Annotated in this window: 20 protein-coding genes; 5 read left to right on the top strand and 15 right to left on the bottom strand. The window is 65.1% G+C overall.

From position 1 onward, the window contains the following. Positions 1–28: 28 nt before the first annotated feature. The gene (locus tag AC1DW9_RS06860) at positions 29–769 is read right to left on the bottom strand and encodes a M48 family metallopeptidase (RefSeq protein WP_441505072.1); all 741 of its coding nucleotides are present in this window, start codon (positions 767–769) and stop codon (positions 29–31) included. 42 nt (positions 770–811) lie between these two features. After that, complete coding sequence (locus AC1DW9_RS06865; RefSeq protein WP_441505073.1) at positions 812–2,113, bottom strand: polyhydroxyalkanoate depolymerase; 1,302 nt, start codon at positions 2,111–2,113, stop codon at positions 812–814. 190 nt (positions 2,114–2,303) lie between these two features. Between AC1DW9_RS06865 and AC1DW9_RS06870 the strand changes: the two genes are divergently transcribed. Both AC1DW9_RS06870 and AC1DW9_RS06875 read left to right on the top strand, forming a co-directional pair. Then, entirely contained in the window at positions 2,304–3,674 is a 1,371-nt protein-coding gene (locus AC1DW9_RS06870; RefSeq protein ID WP_441505074.1) for an ActS/PrrB/RegB family redox-sensitive histidine kinase, read from the top strand. Between the two features lie 62 nt (positions 3,675–3,736). Beyond that, positions 3,737–4,291 carry an ActR/PrrA/RegA family redox response regulator transcription factor gene (locus AC1DW9_RS06875; RefSeq protein ID WP_043234810.1) on the top strand — a complete coding sequence of 185 codons (555 nt, stop codon included), beginning with the start codon at positions 3,737–3,739 and terminating at the stop codon, positions 4,289–4,291. A gap of 92 nt (positions 4,292–4,383) precedes the next feature. Here AC1DW9_RS06875 and AC1DW9_RS06880 read toward each other — a convergent pair whose 3' ends face one another. Next, the gene (locus AC1DW9_RS06880) at positions 4,384–4,845 is read right to left on the bottom strand and encodes an MmcB family DNA repair protein (protein ID WP_476775130.1); all 462 of its coding nucleotides are present in this window, start codon (positions 4,843–4,845) and stop codon (positions 4,384–4,386) included. Between the two features lie 83 nt (positions 4,846–4,928). Between AC1DW9_RS06880 and AC1DW9_RS06885 the strand changes: the two genes are divergently transcribed. Together AC1DW9_RS06885 and AC1DW9_RS06890 are read left to right on the top strand one after the other, a co-directional pair. Beyond that, complete coding sequence (locus AC1DW9_RS06885) at positions 4,929–5,951, top strand: MraY family glycosyltransferase (RefSeq protein WP_476775114.1); 1,023 nt, start codon at positions 4,929–4,931, stop codon at positions 5,949–5,951. Further along, positions 5,948–6,871, top strand: a complete 924-nt coding sequence (locus tag AC1DW9_RS06890) for an NAD-dependent epimerase/dehydratase family protein (protein ID WP_441505076.1) — start codon at positions 5,948–5,950, stop codon at positions 6,869–6,871. Before AC1DW9_RS06885 ends, AC1DW9_RS06890 begins: the two co-directional genes overlap by 4 nt. Here AC1DW9_RS06890 and AC1DW9_RS06895 read toward each other — a convergent pair. The 3 genes from AC1DW9_RS06895 to AC1DW9_RS06905 all read right to left on the bottom strand — a co-directional run bounded on the left by AC1DW9_RS06895 (position 6,795) and on the right by AC1DW9_RS06905 (position 11,162). Further along, positions 6,795–8,759, bottom strand: coding sequence for an SDR family NAD(P)-dependent oxidoreductase (locus AC1DW9_RS06895; protein ID WP_441505077.1), 1,965 nt, complete (start codon positions 8,757–8,759; stop codon positions 6,795–6,797). The two genes, AC1DW9_RS06890 and AC1DW9_RS06895, sit on opposite strands and share 77 nt — an antisense overlap. A 75-nt stretch (positions 8,760–8,834) precedes the next feature. Next, on the bottom strand, positions 8,835–9,446 hold the full coding sequence (locus tag AC1DW9_RS06900) for a TetR/AcrR family transcriptional regulator (protein ID WP_441505078.1): 612 nt from the start codon (positions 9,444–9,446) through the stop codon (positions 8,835–8,837). 228 nt (positions 9,447–9,674) lie between these two features. Further along, positions 9,675–11,162, bottom strand: coding sequence for a cobyric acid synthase (locus AC1DW9_RS06905; RefSeq protein ID WP_441505079.1), 1,488 nt, complete (start codon positions 11,160–11,162; stop codon positions 9,675–9,677). A gap of 282 nt (positions 11,163–11,444) precedes the next feature. On the opposite strand from AC1DW9_RS06905, the gene AC1DW9_RS06910 reads away from it, so the two are divergent. Then, on the top strand, positions 11,445–12,596 hold the full coding sequence (locus AC1DW9_RS06910) for an aminotransferase (protein ID WP_441492001.1): 1,152 nt from the start codon (positions 11,445–11,447) through the stop codon (positions 12,594–12,596). Positions 12,597–12,614: 18 nt separating this feature from the next. On the opposite strand, the gene AC1DW9_RS06915 is transcribed toward AC1DW9_RS06910, so the two are convergent. From AC1DW9_RS06915 to AC1DW9_RS06955, 9 genes are all read right to left on the bottom strand, one after another. Further along, entirely contained in the window at positions 12,615–13,967 is a 1,353-nt protein-coding gene (locus AC1DW9_RS06915; RefSeq protein ID WP_441505080.1) for a hypothetical protein, read from the bottom strand. A gap of 66 nt (positions 13,968–14,033) precedes the next feature. After that, positions 14,034–14,384, bottom strand: coding sequence for a RidA family protein (locus AC1DW9_RS06920; protein WP_069878549.1), 351 nt, complete (start codon positions 14,382–14,384; stop codon positions 14,034–14,036). A 127-nt stretch (positions 14,385–14,511) separates the two neighbouring features. Continuing rightward, complete coding sequence (locus tag AC1DW9_RS06925; protein WP_441505081.1) at positions 14,512–14,958, bottom strand: YqaA family protein; 447 nt, start codon at positions 14,956–14,958, stop codon at positions 14,512–14,514. Between the two features lie 9 nt (positions 14,959–14,967). After that, a complete protein-coding gene (coaA, locus tag AC1DW9_RS06930) occupies positions 14,968–15,942 on the bottom strand; it encodes a type I pantothenate kinase (RefSeq protein WP_441492004.1) in 975 nt (324 codons plus the stop codon). Between the two features lie 110 nt (positions 15,943–16,052). Then, on the bottom strand, positions 16,053–16,373 hold the full coding sequence (locus AC1DW9_RS06935; RefSeq protein ID WP_441492005.1) for a phosphoribosyl-ATP diphosphatase: 321 nt from the start codon (positions 16,371–16,373) through the stop codon (positions 16,053–16,055). Between the two features lie 3 nt (positions 16,374–16,376). Continuing rightward, on the bottom strand, positions 16,377–17,141 hold the full coding sequence (hisF, locus tag AC1DW9_RS06940) for an imidazole glycerol phosphate synthase subunit HisF (protein WP_113515679.1): 765 nt from the start codon (positions 17,139–17,141) through the stop codon (positions 16,377–16,379). Next, a complete protein-coding gene (gene hisA, locus AC1DW9_RS06945; protein ID WP_441505082.1) occupies positions 17,138–17,893 on the bottom strand; it encodes a 1-(5-phosphoribosyl)-5-[(5-phosphoribosylamino)methylideneamino]imidazole-4-carboxamide isomerase in 756 nt (251 codons plus the stop codon). Before hisA ends, hisF begins: the two co-directional genes overlap by 4 nt. After that, entirely contained in the window at positions 17,881–18,537 is a 657-nt protein-coding gene (gene hisH / locus AC1DW9_RS06950; protein WP_441492007.1) for an imidazole glycerol phosphate synthase subunit HisH, read from the bottom strand. The genes hisA and hisH overlap by 13 nt, the downstream gene beginning before the upstream one ends. After that, complete coding sequence (locus tag AC1DW9_RS06955; RefSeq protein ID WP_441492008.1) at positions 18,534–19,022, bottom strand: DUF2628 domain-containing protein; 489 nt, start codon at positions 19,020–19,022, stop codon at positions 18,534–18,536. The genes hisH and AC1DW9_RS06955 overlap by 4 nt, the downstream gene beginning before the upstream one ends. Positions 19,023–19,024: the final 2 nt, after the last annotated feature.

Here is a 19,024-nt window from a genome sequence, read left to right on the forward strand (position 1 = left end):
GAGCCGGACGCCTGCGGCCAGGACTGCCTCAGCCGTAGCCGTGCAGCCCTGCGCCATGGCGCTTCAGCCAGGCTTCCGCTTCTTCCGTCCGTGGGCAGAGCTTGTGGGTCAGCGCCCAGAAGCGATGGGAATGGTTCATCTCCTTGAGATGCGCGACTTCATGGGCCGCGAGATAGTCCAGCACCAGTGGCGGGGCGAGGATCAGGCGCCAGGAGAAATTCAGGTGCCCCCTCGACGAACAGGAGCCCCACCGGCTCGTGGTGTCGCGGATGGTGATCTTGCGGGCGGGGATGCCGAGCGTTGCCGTGTGGTGCCTGACCGCACGCTCCAGATCCTCGAGTGCGGCGCGGCGCAGGAAATCCTTGACCCGACGCGCGACATGGGCGGCTTCGCCGGCGACCGCGATGATGGCGGTGCCATCCTTGTCGATTGTAGCGTGGGTGATGCCGCGCACCTTCGACCAATGCACGATCCGGTGGGGTGCGCCGCGAAAGGGCACGACCTGTCCCGGCTCAAAGGGCACCGAAAGCGGACGTTTGGCGAGCTTTGCCGCGATCCAGCCACCATGATTCTCGGCGAAGATCTTGCCGGTGAGGAAGTCTGCGCGTTCCGGCAGCGTCAGCGTGATCTCGCCGGTCGCCTGCGAGACACGCAGCGTCATCCGCCGAGCGGCAGCGCGCCGCTTCACCGCAACGGAGAACAGCGTGCCGCCGTGAGCGACCTCGATCCGATCCGGATCAGGCTGGCGCTTGAACAGGGAGAGCCGCATCGCCCGCAATTGTGCTGGATTCGCGGGCGATGCGGAAGGGCTTCAGTTCGCGATCTTCAAGGCCTTGCGCGCGACGGCCGCGCTGTCGTCCCGGCGCACCTTGGCTGCCTCCATGTCGAGGCTGACCATGAAGTCGGAAATGCGGGGCGCGATTTCGGCGCGGAAGCGCGAACCGTTGAAGACGCCGTAATGGCCGACGCCCTTCTGAAGGTAATGCACGCGCTTGTCGGCCGGGATATTGGCGCAGAGATCATGGGCGGCCTGGGTCTGGCCGACGCCCGAGATATCGTCGTTCTCGCCCTCGACCGTCATCAGCGCAACACGACGAATGGCCTTCAGATCAACCAGCTTGTCGCGATGCATCATCGTGCCCTTGGGCAGGGCATGCTGAACGAATACGGTATCGACCGTCTGGAGATAGAACTCCGCCGTCAGGTCCATGACCGCGAGATACTCGTCATAGAAATCGCGGTGCTTCTCGGCCGAATCGCCATCCCCGGCGATGAGGTGCTTGTACATCTCGTAGTGAGCCGAGACATGCCGGTCGATATTCATGGCCATGAAGCCCGATAGCTGCATGAAGCCGGGATAAACCTCCCGGAAAGCGCCCATATGCGGGAACGGCACCATGGTGATGCAATTGCGGCGGAACCATTCGGTACCGCGCTCCATGGCTAGCTGGTTGACCGCGGTCGGCGAGCGGCGGGTATCGATCGGACCACCCATCAGGGTCATCGACCGCGGCGCATTGGGATCATTCTCCGCTTCCATCCGCGCGATCGCGGCAATCACCGGAACCGCAGGCTGGCAGACGGCCATGACATGGGTGTCGGGGCCGAGCGTCTGGAGCATGCCGACGACGTAGTCGATATAATCGTCGAGATCGAAGCGACCGGCGGCGAGCGGCACCAGGCGGGCATCCGTCCAGTCGGTGATGTAGACCTCATGGCCAGGCAGGAAGGCCTCGACCGTGCCTCTTAGCAGAGTGGCGTAATGGCCCGACATCGGCGCAACCAGCAGCACCTTCGGCTGCGGCTTGCGACGCCCGGCGATTTTGCGGTCGAAATAGACCAGCTTGCAGAAGGGCCGCTCCCAGACGACGCGTTCCTCGACGGCGACCTTGACGCCGCCAATCGTGGTCTCGTTCAGGTCGAAGGCGGGCTTGCCATAGCGGCGCGTCATCCGTTCGAACAGTTCACAGGACGCAGCGACCGTGCGGCCGAGCGGCGTGTAGGTCAGCGGATTGGCTGGGTTCTTGAACGCCAGCTGCAGCGCATCCGACATGCCACGAACGGGCGCGACCATCGTATGAACCGCTTCGTAGGCGTGATAAGCGAACGACATGGCAGCTCCATACATGCAGCGACGTCTCCCGGGTGCCGGATGCACCTGATGATGCGCCGCAACAAACAGCGCAGCCTAGATTGTTTCTGCTCTCATTCAATCCGGCAAAAGGCTAAGATTTTCCTTCAATGCCAAAATGCCACAGTTTTGCACTGCAAAACCCCGGTCCGTCATCGGATGCATGGGCGTCATGACGGTCCCTGATGCGGATCTCCCGCCGCTGGCACGATCCAGCCGTCATTTGCGCCTCGACACCCTCGTGCGGTTGCGCTGGCTTGCTATCGCCGGCCAGAGCCTCGCAGTCGCTGGCGTGCATTTTGGCCTCGGCTTCACCCTGCCCTTCGGCTGGTGTTTCCTCGCCATCGCAATCTCCGCCTGGCTGAACATTGCGCTGCGCATTCGCTTTCCGCTCAGCCACAGGCTGCGCGAGGATGCGGCGACCGCGCTGTTGGCCTTCGACATCATCCAGCTCGCAGCCCTGCTCTACCTGACCGGCGGCCTGCAAAATCCCTTCGCAATTCTGTTCCTCGCGCCGGTGATGATTTCGGCGACAGCCTTGCCGCCGCAGCGCACCATGCTGCTCGGGCTACTGGCCGTCGTGCTGGCGAGCGTGCTGAACTTCGCGCATCTGCCCCTGCCCTGGGCCGGGCCCAACCGGCCGGTCCTGCCGCCATTCTACCAGGCCGGGAACTGGATCGCGCTCGTGCTCGGGCTCGGCTTCACCGGCATTTATGCCTGGCGCGTCGCCAAGGAAGCGCGCGACCTCTCGGAGGCTCTCGCTGCGACGGAGTTGGTCCTGGCACGCGAACAGCACCTTTCGCAGCTCGACGGCCTCGCCGCAGCAGCAGCCCATGAACTCGGCACGCCGCTCGCCACGATCGCCCTGGTGGCACGTGAATTGTCGCGGCTGGCCCCTCCGGAAGGCGAGATGGCGGAGGATATCACGCTGCTGCGCGAGCAGGTCGAGCGCTGCCGCGGCATCCTCGGCAAGCTCACCTCGCTTCAGGACGACGATGCCGGCCCGCTCGACCAACTCTCGCTGCGCCTGCTGATCGAAGAGACGGCCGGCCCGCAGCGGCCATTCGGCGTGCCGTTCCGCATCGATATGATCGGAGACAAGCCGGAACCCGTCTGCCGACGCAACCCGGGCATGATCTACGGCCTCGGCAATATCGTCGACAATGCCGTCGACTTCGCCCGGTCCGAAGTGGCGATCATCGCACAATGGACCGATATACATGTCATGCTGACCATCGCCGATGATGGCCCCGGGTTTCCTCCCGACGTCCTGATGCGCGCCGGCGAGCCCTATCTCTCGCGCGCAGCGGCAGAAAGTCGCGCCGGCGGCGGTTTGGGCCTGGGACTTTTCATTGCAAAAACGCTGCTGGAACGCGGCGGTGCAGCGCTCGAATTTTCGAATCTGCCATCCCCGGCGAGCGGCGCGTCCGTCCGCATGGTCTGGCCGAGGGCGGTGTTCGAGGCCGACGCAAAACCTTCCGGGTCTTCAAAACGGGGGGAAATGCCACTACCTGAGGGTGACGGCCCCTTCTCGCCGTCCTGATGCGCGAAACCCATGATCGCGTTACAATTTCGCCGGCCCGAACCGGTGGCAGGAGAGTTGAGATGCAACAGGCGCTGAACGACGCCGCCCAATCGGACATGACCCTGCTGCTCGTCGACGACGACAAGCCGTTCCTGACCCGACTCGCGCGGGCCATGGAAGGGCGGGGTTACTCCGTACGCATCGCCGAAAGTGTCTCGGCTGGTCTTGCTGCTGTCGAAGAAGAGGCCCCGGCCTTTGCTGTCATCGATCTGCGCCTTGCTGATGGCAACGGGCTCGATGTCATCGCCCGCCTGAAGGAGCGCCGCCCCGACGCGCGCGGCATCGTGCTGACCGGCTACGGCAACATCGCGACCGCCGTCAGTGCCGTGAAGCTCGGTGCCTTCGATTTCCTGGCAAAACCCGCTGACGCCGACGAAATCCATTCGGCCCTGGCAGCCGCGCGCGATTCGCGGCCGATGCCGCCGGAAAACCCGATGTCGGCCGATAGGGTCCGCTGGGAACATATCCAACGTGTCTACGAGCTGTGCAGCCGCAATGTCTCTGAGACGGCGCGGCGGCTCGGCATGCACCGGCGCACCCTGCAGCGCATCCTGGCAAAGCGCGCCCCGCGCTGAAGCATCGGCCCGAAAAGTGGATTGCGGTTTTCGGGAAAGCCTATGCAAGCGCTGAAGGTCAGATTATCGGGCCGGATATCCGGCCCACTGATCTAGAGCGGCGGGTCCTCGATCAAGGCAAGGCGCTGGGCAGACAGCCTGGCGAAGGCGATCGTGAGCCCCTTGCGTCGTGCAGCCACGAGCGGATGGCGCGGCGCATCGCGCAGGAGTTCGCCGCCATAGCTATCGGCGATGATCAGCCCGACATCGTCGGGCAGGATTTCGCGCGGGAATTCCGGCGCGACCGCGAAGAGAAAACCATCGCAATAGTCGCGATAATCCGGCCATTTGCCATCGACGCGATAGTCCTCGATGCCCGACTTGACCTCGATGACCAGGAGTTCGCCGGTCGGAGACAAGGCGACGATATCGCCCCGACGGCCATTGGCGAAGGTCATTTCCTTGACGATGGCATAGCCGCGCTCACGCAGATGCCTGGCCGCGCCGCGGCAGACGGCACGGGTGATGTCTGGGCGGGCAGGCGGCGGGTTGAGCACGGAATCGGGAAGCAACATACCCACATGTTCACTCTTTGTGCGCCTCAACGCAAGCTGAAGACGCTTGCAGGCCCGCGCCGTCCGGCTATGGTCCCGGCGCTTTGAACTCCCATCTTGCTCTCCTGCTGATCATCATTCCGGCTGCCGCGGCATCGGCGGCGCTCTGCGTGCTGTTGCGGCCCCTGCTGGTCCGCTATGCGTTGGCGCGGCCGAATGCCCGCTCCAGCCATACGCAGCCGACGCCACAGGGCGGCGGCATCGCAGTTCTTGCCGGGGCCTTTCTCGCGCTGATCCTGGCTCTGCTGCTCCTTCCCCTTCCAACGGCGGCGCGCGCTGATCTGGTCTGGGTCATGGCGGCGGCAACGGCACTGGCGGTCGTCGGAGCCTGGGATGACATCCGCCCGCTTCCGGCCGCGACACGGCTCGTCCTGCAGGCGCTTTGCGTCGGGATCGTGCTGTTCTGCGCCGCTCCCGAACTCAGACTGTTCCCGGACCTCATGCCGCTCGGGCTCGAGCGCGGTCTCGCGCTCATCGCCGGGCTCTGGTTCGTCAATCTCGCCAATTTCATGGACGGCATCGACTGGATCACCGTGGCCGGCATCGCACCGCTCGCCGGTGCGCTTGCCCTGGCGGGCGCCAGCGGGGTGCTCGATCCCGCCAGTGGCCTGCTCGCCGCCGCCTTGTTCGGCGGGATCATCGGCTTCGCGCCGTTCAACAAGCCCGTGGCGCGGCTCTTTCTCGGCGATGTCGGCTCGCTGCCGCTCGGTCTGCTCAGCGCCTATCTGCTTTACCGCCTGGCGGGAACCGGCGCACTGACCGCCGCGCTGATCCTGCCGCTCTACCATGTCGCGGATTCGACGATCACTTTGTTCAGGCGGCTGGCGCGCGGCGAGAAAGTCTGGGAGGCGCATCGCAGCCATTTCTACCAGCAGGCCACCGTCAACGGCTTCAGCGTTCGAGAGGTCGTGATGCAGGTCGCGCTGCTCAACCTTGCCCTGATCGCGCTTGCCGGACTCAGCGTCGCCGTTCCCGCGCTTTGGCAACGGCTCATCTGTCTTGCCCTTGCAGCGATGCTGACCGGGCTGCTGCTGCGGCGCTTCGCCAGCAAGCGGATCCGGCCGTGAGCGAACGTGTTCTCGTTACAGGAGCGAGCGGCTTCATCGGCCCGCATGTCGTCGCCGGCCTTCGTGCGAGGGGATATGGCGTCCGGGTAGCCCAGCGGCGCGAGAGCCCCGCGGATGAGGGCATCGAGCGCGTGGTGATCGGCGATCTCTCCGAGCCGGTGGATTGGCGCCCGGCTGTCGCTGGCATCCGCCATGTCGTTCATCTCGCCGGCCTCGCCCATGCCGGGCCTGGTCTCGATGAATCGCTCTACCGGCGCATCAACACCGAGGCGACGCTCGCGCTGGCGGAAGCTGCTCTGCAAGCAGGCGCTGCGCGATTTGTCTATGTCTCCTCAATCAAGGCTCTCACGGGAGCCTTTGACGGCCATTTTCGCGAGAGCGACGCGCCAGCACCGGACGATGCCTATGGCCGCTCCAAGCTTGCAGCGGAGCAGGGACTCGCCGCGCTCGGTCTCGACTGGATCTCGCTAAGGCCGGTTTTGGTCTATGGGCCCGGCGTCAAAGCGAATATGGCGTCGCTCCTGAAGCTGGCGCGTTTGCCGATACCCTTGCCCCTCGGCGGTCTCGATGCCCCGCGCTCGCTGCTCGCCATCGAGAATCTCGTCGACGCGATCCTCTTCGCGCTGACATCCGCCTGTCCGGCACGGCGTAGCTATACGGTTGCCGACCCCGAGCCCGTCAGCGTGGCCGAGATGATCGCGGCGATGCGCTCCGGCCTCGGGCGCAAGCCCGGCCTCCTGGCCATTCCAGCGGCCCTCCTGAGGCAGGCGGCGCGGCTGTCCGGGAAGAAACAGGCCTTCGCCAAGCTCAGTGGCGGGCTCGTCGCGCGCCCCGAGGGGCTGATCAGGGCCGGTTGGCGGCCACCGGCAGCGACGCTTCCGGCACTGGCGCAGCTGGCCGCGGCTGCTGACGCAGCTTGAAATCCGGAATCGCCTCCTCCAGCACCGCTTCAGCCGCAAGGCGATCCTCAGCCTTGATGGCGGCTTCCAGGCGCGAGAACCAGCCCTGCATGCGGGCGCGCGCCGCGAAGCTCGGCTTCGCGGCCATGACGCCGTCGAGCCCGGTCTCGGCCATCGGCTCATCGTGCGCGAAGAGAATCTCGTTCAGACGCTCGCCAGGGCGGACGCCGGTGATCGCGATTTCGATATCGACGCCCGGCTCGTAGCCAGCGAGCCGAATCATGCGCTCGGCCAGATCCATGATCCTGACCGGCTGGCCCATCTTGAGCACATAGACGGCCGCGCGCTCAGTCTCTGGCCCTGCGGCGCGGGCATGCGACGCGGCGGTCAGGACGAGATCGCAGGCTTCGCGGATCGTCATGAAGTAGCGGATCATCTCCGGGCTGGTCACGGTCAGCGGGCCGCCGCGCTTGATCTGCGCCTTGAACTTAGGAACCACCGAGCCGACCGAGCCCAGCACGTTGCCGAAGCGCACGGCAACGAGGCGCATGCCGGAGGCTGCTGCGACAAACTCGGCATCGCGCGACTGGGCATACATCTCGGCGAAACGCTTGGTCGCTCCCAGCATCGAGACGGGCTCGATCGCCTTGTCGGTCGAGATCATCACGAAGATCTTGGCATCAGCAGCGATCGCGGCATCGATGACATGCATCGAGCCGAAGACATTGGTCTTGATGCCCTCTGCCCAGTCGGCCTCGAGATAAGGCACATGTTTCAGCGCTGCGGCGTGGATCACGATGTCGGGGGCAAACGCCGTGAAGAGCGGCGTGATCCGGGCGCGGTCGCGCACATCGGCAAGCGCTCCCGAGATCCTTGTCTCCAGCCGATGAGCCGCGAGTTCCTCGGTGATCTGGAACAGCGCCGGCTCCGAGCTCTCGACCACCAGGAGCTCCGAAGCACCGAAGGCCGCGCAGCGCAGGCAGATCTCCGAGCCGATCGAGCCACCTCCGCCGGTGACGATGACGCGCTTGCCTTTCAGGAAGGACCCCAACCGATCGCGATCGATCTTGACCGAAGGGCGGACGAGCAGGTCCTCGATCTCCAGCGGTGCCAGCTCAGTCTCGGTCCCGCCTTCGCCGAAGGAATCGAGCCGCGAGATCGGCAAGGCGAGCCTGCGCGTCCGGGCGAGCCATTTGTCCGGCTCGGCTTCCGGTGCCAAGGCGCTCGAAGTGGCGACGATACGGCGGAACGGCTCACCGCGTTCGGCCGCGTCGCCAGCGACCGTCTCGATCTGAGACAGCAGACCAAGCACGGGAACGCCGCGGATCGACTGGCCGAGATCATCGGCGCGCGGTGACAGAATGCCAGCAGGCTTCAATTTGCGCATGGTCCCGGCTTCCATGGCGCGAATGACCATCTCGACCTCGACGCCGCGGCCGAGCAGCAGCGCGGGGAGCGCCGCGTCGCGCTCGGCATGCTGTTTGGAACGGGAATATTTGAGGTAGCGATAGGCGAGGCGCGGGCCGCCGAGCAGCGCGTTCTGCACAAGCCAATAGAGTGCGATGGTGATCTTGCCGAAATAGAAGGCGCCGTAGAGGCTCGGTGACAACAGGAGATAGTCAATCACCAGCAGCGACAGCGACAGGACGGTGACCGCCTTGACGATGTTCGACAGGTCCGGAAGCGAGGCGAAGCGCCATTTCGAGCGATAAAGCGAGAAAAACCAGTAGACCGCGCCAGCATAGGCGACGAAAAACGGCAGGAAGCTCGGCAGATAGCGCAGATGCTCATCGAGCTGCCCGCCCTCGAACCGCACCACGAAAACGGAAACGATTGCCAGCGCCGTGACCACGAGATCATGGACGATGACGGCGAGCTTCTTGGTATTCTGCTTGGTGAATAGGGCCATGGCCGGCGGGGTATCCCGCTCCCGTGCCGCCTTGTCAACGCGAAGCGGCAGGCAAAGAGCGCGCTGCGCGCGAAATCAAGCCTCCGCGTGCGAGACCTTGGCGCGCGAATAGCCGAGACCGGCGAGAATGAAATCGACCATCTCCTCGATGCTCGGCCCCGGCAGGCTCAGGCATTGCGAGATCAGCATCGGATGGCAGAAGGGCGTCATTGCAAAGCGCACGCAGGCGGTGGCGACTTGCGGGTCCATCGGTCGGAATTCGCCCGAAGCGATGCCTTCCGCCACGACACCGCGCAGGATGCCGTCATAGCGCCCGATATGAGCCTGGACGACCTCCCAGCTCTCCTCCATCGCAGCGGCGACCATCTCGTGCACCTTGTGGTGGTCGAGATAACGCAGCGAGTTGATGCGGTTGTTGGTGATCAGGATATCCCGAAGCCGCTCGGCAGCGGAACGCTTTTCCCGCGCGATCGCCGTAACGGCCGCCTCCATCTCGCCCATGTAGCGCTCGGCGACGGCCTCATTGATGGATTTCTTGGAGTCGAAGAACCGATAGACATTGGCGGGACTCATCCGCAGTGCCTTGGCGATGTCCGCCACCGTGGTCTTCTGGTAGCCGATGTCACGAAAGAAGCGCTCCGCCGTATCGACGATGCACTGCCTCGTATCCCGCTCAAGATGACTCAACTCGGTTTCTCGTTCAGTTGCTCAGCGATTTCGGGTGGGAATTGTTCATTATGATGAATTTCGTCATTCGTCAACTCCATGACGAATAAAGACTTTAGCCAAATCTTCCTGGCCTCTCTGACCGGTAGACGGCAAAACTGACCAGTTTGTCAATCCGTCCCCGGGCGGGTAGACCGGGGTGCGGTGAAAGTGTCGCAGGCTAGGCCGCGCCGAGGCGGCGCAACTCGATCAGCCGGATTGCACCCGCTCCTGAGCGAGGGTCCAGATCGCATCGATGTCGAGATGCCGGGCCAGATGTCCGGCCAGACGGTCGAGCGCCAATTCGACCTCATCCTCGTAATTCAGCGTCGAAGACAGCGTTCGGCCCGCGATGCCCGCAAGAATGGCGGCACGGACGGCATCTGAGGCAAAGGCGCCATGCAGGTAGGTGCCGATCACGCGCCCATCGGTCGAGGCTGCTCCCTCCCGCCGCTCACCAACCCGGAAGGGCGCGCGTTGCGTGTCGGCCCCCTCGGTGCGGCCAAGATGAATCTCGTAGGCCCGACCTGACGATGCGCTGGGCGCATGGGTGAAATCGACCTCACGCACGGTCTTGCCAGGCTCCAGCACCGTCTCGACCTCGAGCATGCCGAGGCCTGGAGCCTCACCTGCCGGTCCCTCCAGACCATGAGTATCCTGCACGGTACGCCCGAGCATCTGGTAGCCACCGCAGAGGCCGATGACATGACCTCCGCGTCGGCGGTGGGCAGCGAGATCGATATCCCAGCCCTCGGCGCGCAAAGCCGCGAGATCGCGGAGCGTCGTCTTTGAGCCGGGCAGGATGACGAGATCGGCGTCGCCCGGCAGCGGCGCGCCACGGGTCACCATGACCAGTTCGACGGCGGCCTCCAGTTTCAGCGGGTCGAGATCGTCAAAATTGGCGATTCCCGGCAGTACGGGTACCGCGACCTTGAGCACGGCGCCGGCCGTGCGCACGCCGGAGGTCAGATCGAGCCCGTCCTCGGCCGGCAGGCGGGACGCTTCGGCGAACCAGGGCACAATACCGAGGCAAGGCCAGCCAGTCGCCTGCGAAATCGTGGAGATGCCGTCCTTGAAGAGTGCTGCGTCGCCACGAAAGCGGTTGATGGCAAAGGCCCTAATCATCTCGCGATCGGCGGCATCGAGCACGGCATGGGTGCCGACGAGACTGGCGATCACGCCGCCGCGATCAATGTCGCCGATCAGCAGCGCCGGAACGCCGGCCGCGCGGGCAAAGCCGAGATTGGCGATATCTCGCGCGCGCAGATTGGTCTCGGCCGGTGAACCGGCTCCCTCGACGAGAACGAGATCGGCCCCGGCGCTCAGCCGCTCAAAACTCTCCAGCACTTTCGGCAGGAAATCGCCGCGCCGCGCAAAATCGCCCGACGCGAGGTGGCCTGCGACGCGGCCCTGCAGCACGATCTGGCTGCCTGTGTCGCTCTCCGGCTTGAGCAGCACCGGGTTCATGTCGACATGCGGCGGCACGCGGGCAGCGCGGGCCTGAAGAGCCTGGGCGCGACCGATCTCGCCTGAAGCGGTCGCTGCGGCATTGTTCGACATGTTCTGTGGCTTGAACGGCCGCACCCTGAGGCCGCGATCGGCAAAGAGCCGACATAATCCAGCGACGAGCAGCGACTTTCCGACATTCGAGCCGGTGCCGAGAATCATCAGGGCGGGGGTGGGTTTGGGCGCGGCCATGGCGCTTGCTTAGGCGGCGCTCAGGGCGCGGGCAAGCAGGCGGCGATGGAGAGGGAGGGTCACCGGTTCACGCCAATATCCCGCAGCTCCAAAGGGGCGAAGAAACCGCGGGCGCCCGTCGTGAACCGGCGAAACGGAGATAAGCATTGACCGCTGATGAATGTCAACATTCATCATTCCATATTCTGTCAGGAGCATGAGGGCTTGCTTGAGCCGGTGCACAGGGCAGCGGGACATGGTAGAGGCCCAAGCTCTCTCGCACCCAAACTCGACAAGATTGCGATGAACCCGATCTTCTCCGCCCTTCAGACCAGCGTCTTCGAAGTGATGTCGCGGCTCGCGCGCGAGACCGGCGCCGTGAATCTCGGCCAGGGCTTTCCCGACGACCCGGGGCCCGAGGATGTGCGGCGAAAGGCCGCCGAGGCGGTGATGAACGGCTGGAACCAGTACCCGCCGATGATGGGCCTGCCGGAGCTGCGTCAGGCCTGCGCCACGCATTACAAGCACTGGCAGGGCCTTGATCTCGATCCGGACAGCGAGGTGATGATCACCTCGGGGGCAACCGAGGCGATCGCCGGCGCCCTGATGGCGTTGATCACGCCCGGTGACGAGGTCGTGCTGTTCGAGCCGATGTACGACGCCTATGTGCCGCTGGTGCGCCGGGCCGGCGGCATCCCGAAATTCGTGACCCTAACCCCGCCGGCTTTCGGCCTGAGCGAAGAGGCGCTGGCCAAGGCCTTTTCACCAAAGACCCGGGTCGTGCTGTTCAACAACCCGCTGAATCCGACCGCGACGATCTTCAGTGCTGCCGATCTCGATCTGCTCGCCGATTTCTGCATCCGGCATGACGCCGTCGCGATCTGCGACGAGGTCTGGGAGCATGTCGTCTTCGACGGCCGCAGGCATGTACCGCTGATGGCGCGGCCGGGCATGCGCGAGCGCACGGTGAAGATCTCGTCGGCTGGGAAGATCTTCTCGCTGACCGGGTGGAAGGTCGGGATGGTGATGGCGGCGCCCAATCTGATGCGCGTGCTCGCCAAGGCGCATCAATACATCACGTTTACCACCCCGCCGAACCTGCAGGTTGCAGTCGCCTATGGGCTCGGCAAGGATGATTCCTATTTCGACGGGATGCGCGCCGATTTCCAGCGCTCGCGTGATCGTTTCGCCAGCGGGTTGCAGGGTCTCGGTTTCAGCGTGCTGCCAAGCGTCGGCACCTACTTCCTCAATGTCGACATCGCGCCGCTCGGCGAGACCGACGACATCGCGTTCTGTCAGAGACTTGTCACGGAGAACGGTGTCGCCGCGATCCCGGTCAGCGCCTTCTATGCGGAGGGCGCCGTCAAGACGGTGGTGCGCTTCTGCTTTGCCAAGCATGACGCGACGCTCGATGCGGCACTTGAGCGGCTCGCGGACTGGAGGAAAGCGGCCTGAGCCGCGGAAGCCCCGCTCTCAGCTCTTGCGTAGTGTCTCGACCAGCCTGCCGGCCTTGATCAACGGCGCCTCGAGGCGCTTGGCATTCGCGGCGTGTCCACTGGCCCGCAAGGCTTCGATCGCGGACATGATCTGAGCGAGGGCCTGCTCGGCCAGGCCCCGATCACGGCGGCGTTCGGCGAGATGCAGGGAAGCCTGTCCGTGACTGGCCGTGGTTGCCGCCCAAAGGGAGGGTACGGTCTCGCGCCGGCGCTCCTCAAGCGCGGCAGAGAACAAGGCGAGGGCCTCTTCGAGCACGACGGGCTCGCTATAGCGCTCGCCCATGGCCGCTAGCACCCCACCCATCTGATGCTGCAACTCGGCCCAGCGCAGAGGCTCCCGCGCCCTGTCGACGGTCTTGGCAACCCTGTTGAAGCCGTTGAAAGCCCGCTCGAGCAGGGCGAGGTCCTTCCGGCGCGAACCGAGATCGGCGCGCGCGCGAGAAATCAAGTGCTCGGCCTCGAGCCAACGCGCCTCGTCACGACTTCGATCCCAGCGAGCAAGGACATCGGCGAACGCTGCAACCGCTTCCTCCAGCAGATCATCGTCCGCGCTGGCCTCACCCAGCATCGAGGCAAGTCGGCCAAAGCGGACCTTCAATCCATGCCAGAGGGCCGGCGCTTCATCCCGGCGGAGGTCTTCTAATGCCGCCCGGCAACGGCCGAGCGCCTCGACGCGTAGTTTGCCATCGCCGGACATCTCCGCAAGGCTCTCGAGCACGGCAGCGAAAGCGTCCTGGGCCCCGGCAAAGGCGACCGTATCCTCGAGGCTGTCGAAGCCCTCGAGCAAACGGCGCAGCAAGCCAATGGCCGCGTCATAGCCGTCTCGCCCACCGAAATCCTCGCTGATCCGCGCCAGCGCTTTCGCCTGGGCGAGAGCCAGGTCCCGACTGCGATCGAGATCGGCCAGACCGATGAGCGCAGACGCTTCGCCATAGCGGGCAGCGGCCTCGCGATAGGCCTCCGACGTCATGCGCAGAAAGCTGATCGCCGCCCGGTCGGTGCGGTTCCCGCCGGCCGTGAGCCGCTGGGCGACCGTCAGCGCCGAGAGATCGGTCGAGCCGCCGATCACTTGGAGCTCGGCCTGAGCCAGCGCCTTGTCCGCATCGGCGAAGCGGCCGGCGGCAAGCGCTGCCGCCGCCTCGCTTCGCAGATGCCGGGTGGCCTCGTCGCCAAGTGGATCGCCGAGTCGACCTGCTACTGCGAGGAAATCCTGCGCCTTGCGGTCAAGCAGCGCTTCCACGGGAAGCGCTGCGCCGGGTCGGCGCAGCCAATCGGCGACCATGGCCGGCAGCGCCACTGCCGGCAGGCCGTAGCGCACGGTGACGCGCACTAGGAGCGGCGCGATCTCCTCCGACCCGCTGATGGCATCCTCCCGTTCCAGATCAGCACTGGCGTCTCACTTCGCGGCGATGACCGCGATCTCGACCGTGAACTGCGGCGCGGCAAGCTTGGCTTCGACGGTGGCGCGACCGGGAGTCTGGCCGGCGACGACCCACTTGTCCCAGACGCCGTTCATCTCGGCGAAGGTCGACATGTCGGAGAGCCAGATATTGACCATCAGCAGCTTGGTCTTGTCGGTGCCGGCTTCGGCCAGGAGGCCGTCAATGATGCCGAGGATGTCGGCGGTCTGCTCGGCAACGCTCTTGCCGGCAGCCTTATCGGCGACCTGGCCGGCGAGGTAGACGGTGTTGCCATGCACGACGGCCTTGGACATGCGGGGGCCGATACCGATGCGCTGGATGCTCATGATCAGATCTCCTGAAGTAAGGGGCTTGCTGGTAGCCCGAGACATCCGCACACGCAAATCTCAAAATCCAAAAAGGTGAGGCAGCGCTCGCACATAAAACCGATACGCGTCTTGCTTGAGCCCAAGGCTATGACGCTGCGACCCAGCCGGCCCAGAGCGCAGCGTAGCGTGCAGCCTTGCCGATGAAGACGAGTAGCGTGAAGCGGCCGAGTGGGTAATTCAAAGTGCCGGCGACGACCGTCAGCGGGTCGCCGACAATCGGCAGCCAGGCAAGAAGCAAGGACGGCCAGCCAAAACGACCGAACCAGGCCTGGGCGCGGCCGAGTTTCGCAGGGTCCGGGCGCAGCCTGGCCGGCAATCTCTCCAGCCCGCCTTGCGTGATCAATCGACCGATCCACCAGTTGAGGACCGAACCCGCGGTGTTCGCGAGGCTCGCGACCAGGAACAGCGTCAGCGGTTCGGCACTCCCTGCCGCGAGCAGGCCGACAAAGACGGCTTCCGACTGCGCCGGAAGGATCGAGGCCGCAACGAAGGCGGCGCCCGCCATCACCGCGAGCGCGGACAAAGCCTCCATGCCGGTTTCTCAGAGGCGGCGCAGCGCGACCTGCTGGATGCGATGACTCGCGCCCTTGGTCAGGATCAGGCTGGCGCGCTGGCGCGTCGGCAGGATGTTCTCCTGCAGGTTCGGCATGTTGATCCCGGTCCATAGATTCTCGGCGATCGACAGGGCCTCCTCCTCACCGATCTCGGCATATTTGCGGAAGAAGGAGCGAGGATCGCGGAAGGCGGTCTGGCGCAACGTCATGAAGCGGTTGACGTACCAGCGGTGCAGATCGTCCTCATGCGCGTCGAGATAGACCGAGAAATCGAAATAGTCGGAGACGAAGGGGATGACCTTGCCGTCCTTCGGCATCCGGCTCGGCTGCAGAACGTTGAGGCCTTCGAGGATCAGAATATCCGGCCGCTCGACAGTGACCTGCTCACCAGGAACGACATCGTAGACAAGATGCGAATAGACCGGCGCCAAGACCGCAGGCCTGCCGGCTTTCACATCGGAGAGGAAACGCAGGATCGCGGAACTGTCATAGCTTTCCGGAAAGCCCTTGCGCTGCATCAACCCGCGCCGCTCGAGTTCGGCATTGGGCAGCAGGAAGCCGTCCGTGGTGACGAGTTCGACCTTGGGCGTATTCGGCCAGCGCGAGAGCAGCGCCTTCAATACGCGTGCCGTGGTCGACTTGCCGACTGCGACCGAGCCGGCGACGCCGATGATATAGGGAACCTTGACCTCGGCTTCTGCCAGCAGAAAACGCTGCGTCGCCTTGAACAGGCCTTGCGTGGCCGCAACGTAGAGCGACAGCAGCCGCGACAGCGGCAGGTAGATCGCGACGATCTCGTCCAGCGAGATCGGATCATTGATCGATTGCAGCTTGGTCAGGTCGTCGACCGAGAGCGTCAGCGGCGTATCGGCGCGCAGATGCGCCCACTCGTCCCGCGTGAAGGTCCGATAGGGTGAAACCAGATCGGGATCGGCCGCGGCCGGGATCAGACGTTGGTCCATGCTGCCGCGATCCGCATTCCAGACTTCGAGATTCAAGGCTCGGATATCCTCGACTGGACTCTGAGCACGCCGCCTTTTCGAAAGCCGGATCCGGCCTTCGGCAACATGGCTCAGGGTTTCCTCGCCGCCTTCTCAGCCAGACCGGACCGGGCGGTACGGGCCTCAAGCTGGCTCAACACATCTTGCAATGCAACATCGCGCGACGAAAGCACGACCAACAGATGATAGAGCAAATCGGCACTTTCGGCGATCAAAGCCTGCTTGTCGCCTTGCACAGCTGCAATCACGGTTTCGACAGCCTCTTCGCCGAGCTTCTTGGCGGCGCGCTCCGGCCCGCCAGCCAGGAGCTTGGCGGTCCAGGACTCTTCGGGGGAGGCCCTTCCCCGCTCGGCGACGATCTTTTCGAGATCGGACAGTGTAAAGCCGCTCATCGCTCAATCCAGCCGCATCGCCAGCCCTGCCGCCGCCATATGGGCTTTGGCCTGGGGGATGGTGAAAGTCCCGAAGTGGAAGATCGAGGCCGCCAGCACGGCACTGGCATGGCCCTCCCGCACGCCGTCGACGAGATGGTCGAGCGTGCCGACACCGCCGGACGCGATGACGGGCACGGAAACCGCATCGGCAATCCGGCTGGTCAGGTCAAGATCGAAGCCTGCCCCGGTGCCGTCGCGGTCCATCGAGGTCAGCAGCAGCTCGCCGGCGCCGAGCGAGACCACCTCGCGGGCATAGGCGACGGCATCGAGCCCGGTCGCATTGCGGCCGCCATGGGTGAAGATCTCCCAGCGCTCCGGCGCCACCTTCTTGGCGTCGATCGCGACGACGATGCACTGATCGCCGAACTTTTCCGCCGCTTCCTTGACGAAGGCACGCCGCTGCACGGCCGCCGTCATGATCGCGACCTTGTCGGCCCCGGCCAAGAGCAGCTTGCGGATATCGTCGACCGTGCGGACGCCGCCGCCCACGGTGAGCGGCATGAAGCAGGCCTCTGCGGTGCGCGTCACCACATCGAACAGGATGCCGCGATCCTCATGGCTCGCCGTGATGTCGAGGAAGCAGAGTTCGTCCGCGCCGGCTGCGTCATAGGCCTTGGCGGCCTCGACCGGATCACCGGCATCGACGAGATCGACGAATTTCACGCCCTTGACGACACGGCCGTCCTTGACGTCGAGGCAGGGAATGATGCGGGTCTTCAGGCTCATGCCGCCTTCCCCTTGTCCGCCTGAGCGATCCGCGCCAGCGCTGCGGCCGGATCGATGCGCCCATCATAGAGCGCGCGGCCCGTGATCGCGCCTTCCAGGATAGCGGCGTCGGGGGCACAGAGGCGCTCGATATCGGCCATCGAGGCGAGCCCGCCCGACGCGATCACCGGAATGCTCAGCGCCCCGGCGAGCGCGATCGTGCCGTCCCAGTTGATGCCCTGGAGCATGCCGTCGCGCGCGATGTCGGTGTAGATGATCGCCGCGACGCCCGCGTCCTCGAAGCGGCGGCCAAGATCAACCGCGGCAAGCGAAGAGGTTTCCGCCCAGCCTTCGACCGCGACGAAGCCGTCGCGCGCATCGATGCCGACGGCGACCTGGCCCGGAAAGGCCTTCGCCGCTTCGCGCACGAAAGCCGGATCCCGCACCGCGGCCGTGCCGATGATGACGCGGCGCACGCCCTTGGTGAGCCAGCCCTCGACGGTCGCGATGTCGCGAATGCCGCCGCCGAGCTGCACCGGAAACGCGACCCGGCCGAGGATGGCCTCGACAGCTGCAGCATTCATCGGCTTACCGGCAAAGGCGCCGTCGAGATCGACGACATGGAGCCATTCGAAACCCTGCGCCTCGAATTCCGCGGCTTGCGCAGCCGGATCATCATTGAAGACGGTCGCCTGGGCCATGTCGCCTTGCTTCAGGCGAACGCAGCGACCGTCCTTGAGATCGATGGCGGGGAACAGAATCACGGTGTCCATCCCAAGAAATTGGCAATCAGCTTCAGTCCGAGCTTCTGGCTTTTCTCGGGGTGGAACTGCGTGCCGGCGATGTTGCCGCGCACCACCATGGCGGTGACGGGCCCGCCATACTCGGTCAGCGCCAGCACATCCTCGGCCCGCTCCGGCGTCAGCGCGTAGGAATGCACGAAATAGGCATGCAGGCCGCCCGGACCGGTCTCGATGCCGGCGAGCAACGGATGCTCGTCCTGCGCATGCAGATTGTTCCAGCCCATATGCGGGATCTTGAGGCTCTCGTCGGTCGGCCTGATCAGGGCGACATCGCCCGGAATCCAGCCGAGGCCGTCCGTCACCGTGTATTCGAGCCCACGGCTTGCGAGGAGCTGCATACCGACGCAGATGCCGAGAAAGGGGCGCTGCTTGCCGCGGACGACGTCCTCCAGAACCTCGACCATGCCGGAGACAGCATCGAGCCCGCGGCGACAATCGGCGAAGGCGCCGACGCCCGGCAGGACGATGCGATCGGCCGCACGCACGACCGCCGGATCACTGGTGACGCGAATAGTGGAGGCAATGCCGGACTCGGCCGCCGCACGCTCAAAGGCCTTGGCGGCAGAGTGCAGATTGCCGGATCCGTAATCGATGATGGCGACGGACTGGGTCATCGGCCTTGCGCCTCAGGAAAGAGTCCGATCACCGGGACTGCGCTTGAAGACTGGAAACGCGCAGGAACCGGCGCGGCTTCGCGCGGAGCCGGCGCGGGCCGGCTTTCGAGAGCCCGCTCGAAATAGCGTCGTTCGGCGCTCGCGAGATCGGGAGCCTCGATCACATCGGCAAGCCGCCAGCCTTTCCGCAGCAGCTTGCGCGCGATCAGGTTCCGGCCTTCGAGCCCGAGGAAGAGCCCGATGACGAATTGCGCCAGCAGCGCCGCACCGCTCGCGAGCCCGAGATCGCTCTGCGCGTAATACACGGCAGCCCAGACCAGCGCGAAGACGAGCGTCGCCAGCCAGAGCCGCTTCGCCAGCAGCCAGAAGCCCGTGAAGAGGAAGGCTGCCCAGGAGAATGTCTCGGGCAGGAGCCGCGCCTGCTCGATATCGTCGCGCTCGCTGCCGGAACCGGGCGGCGGAATCAGGACCGTATAGAACGCCATGT

The sequence above is a fragment of the Allobosea sp. P4_E12 genome (genome assembly GCF_056401655.1).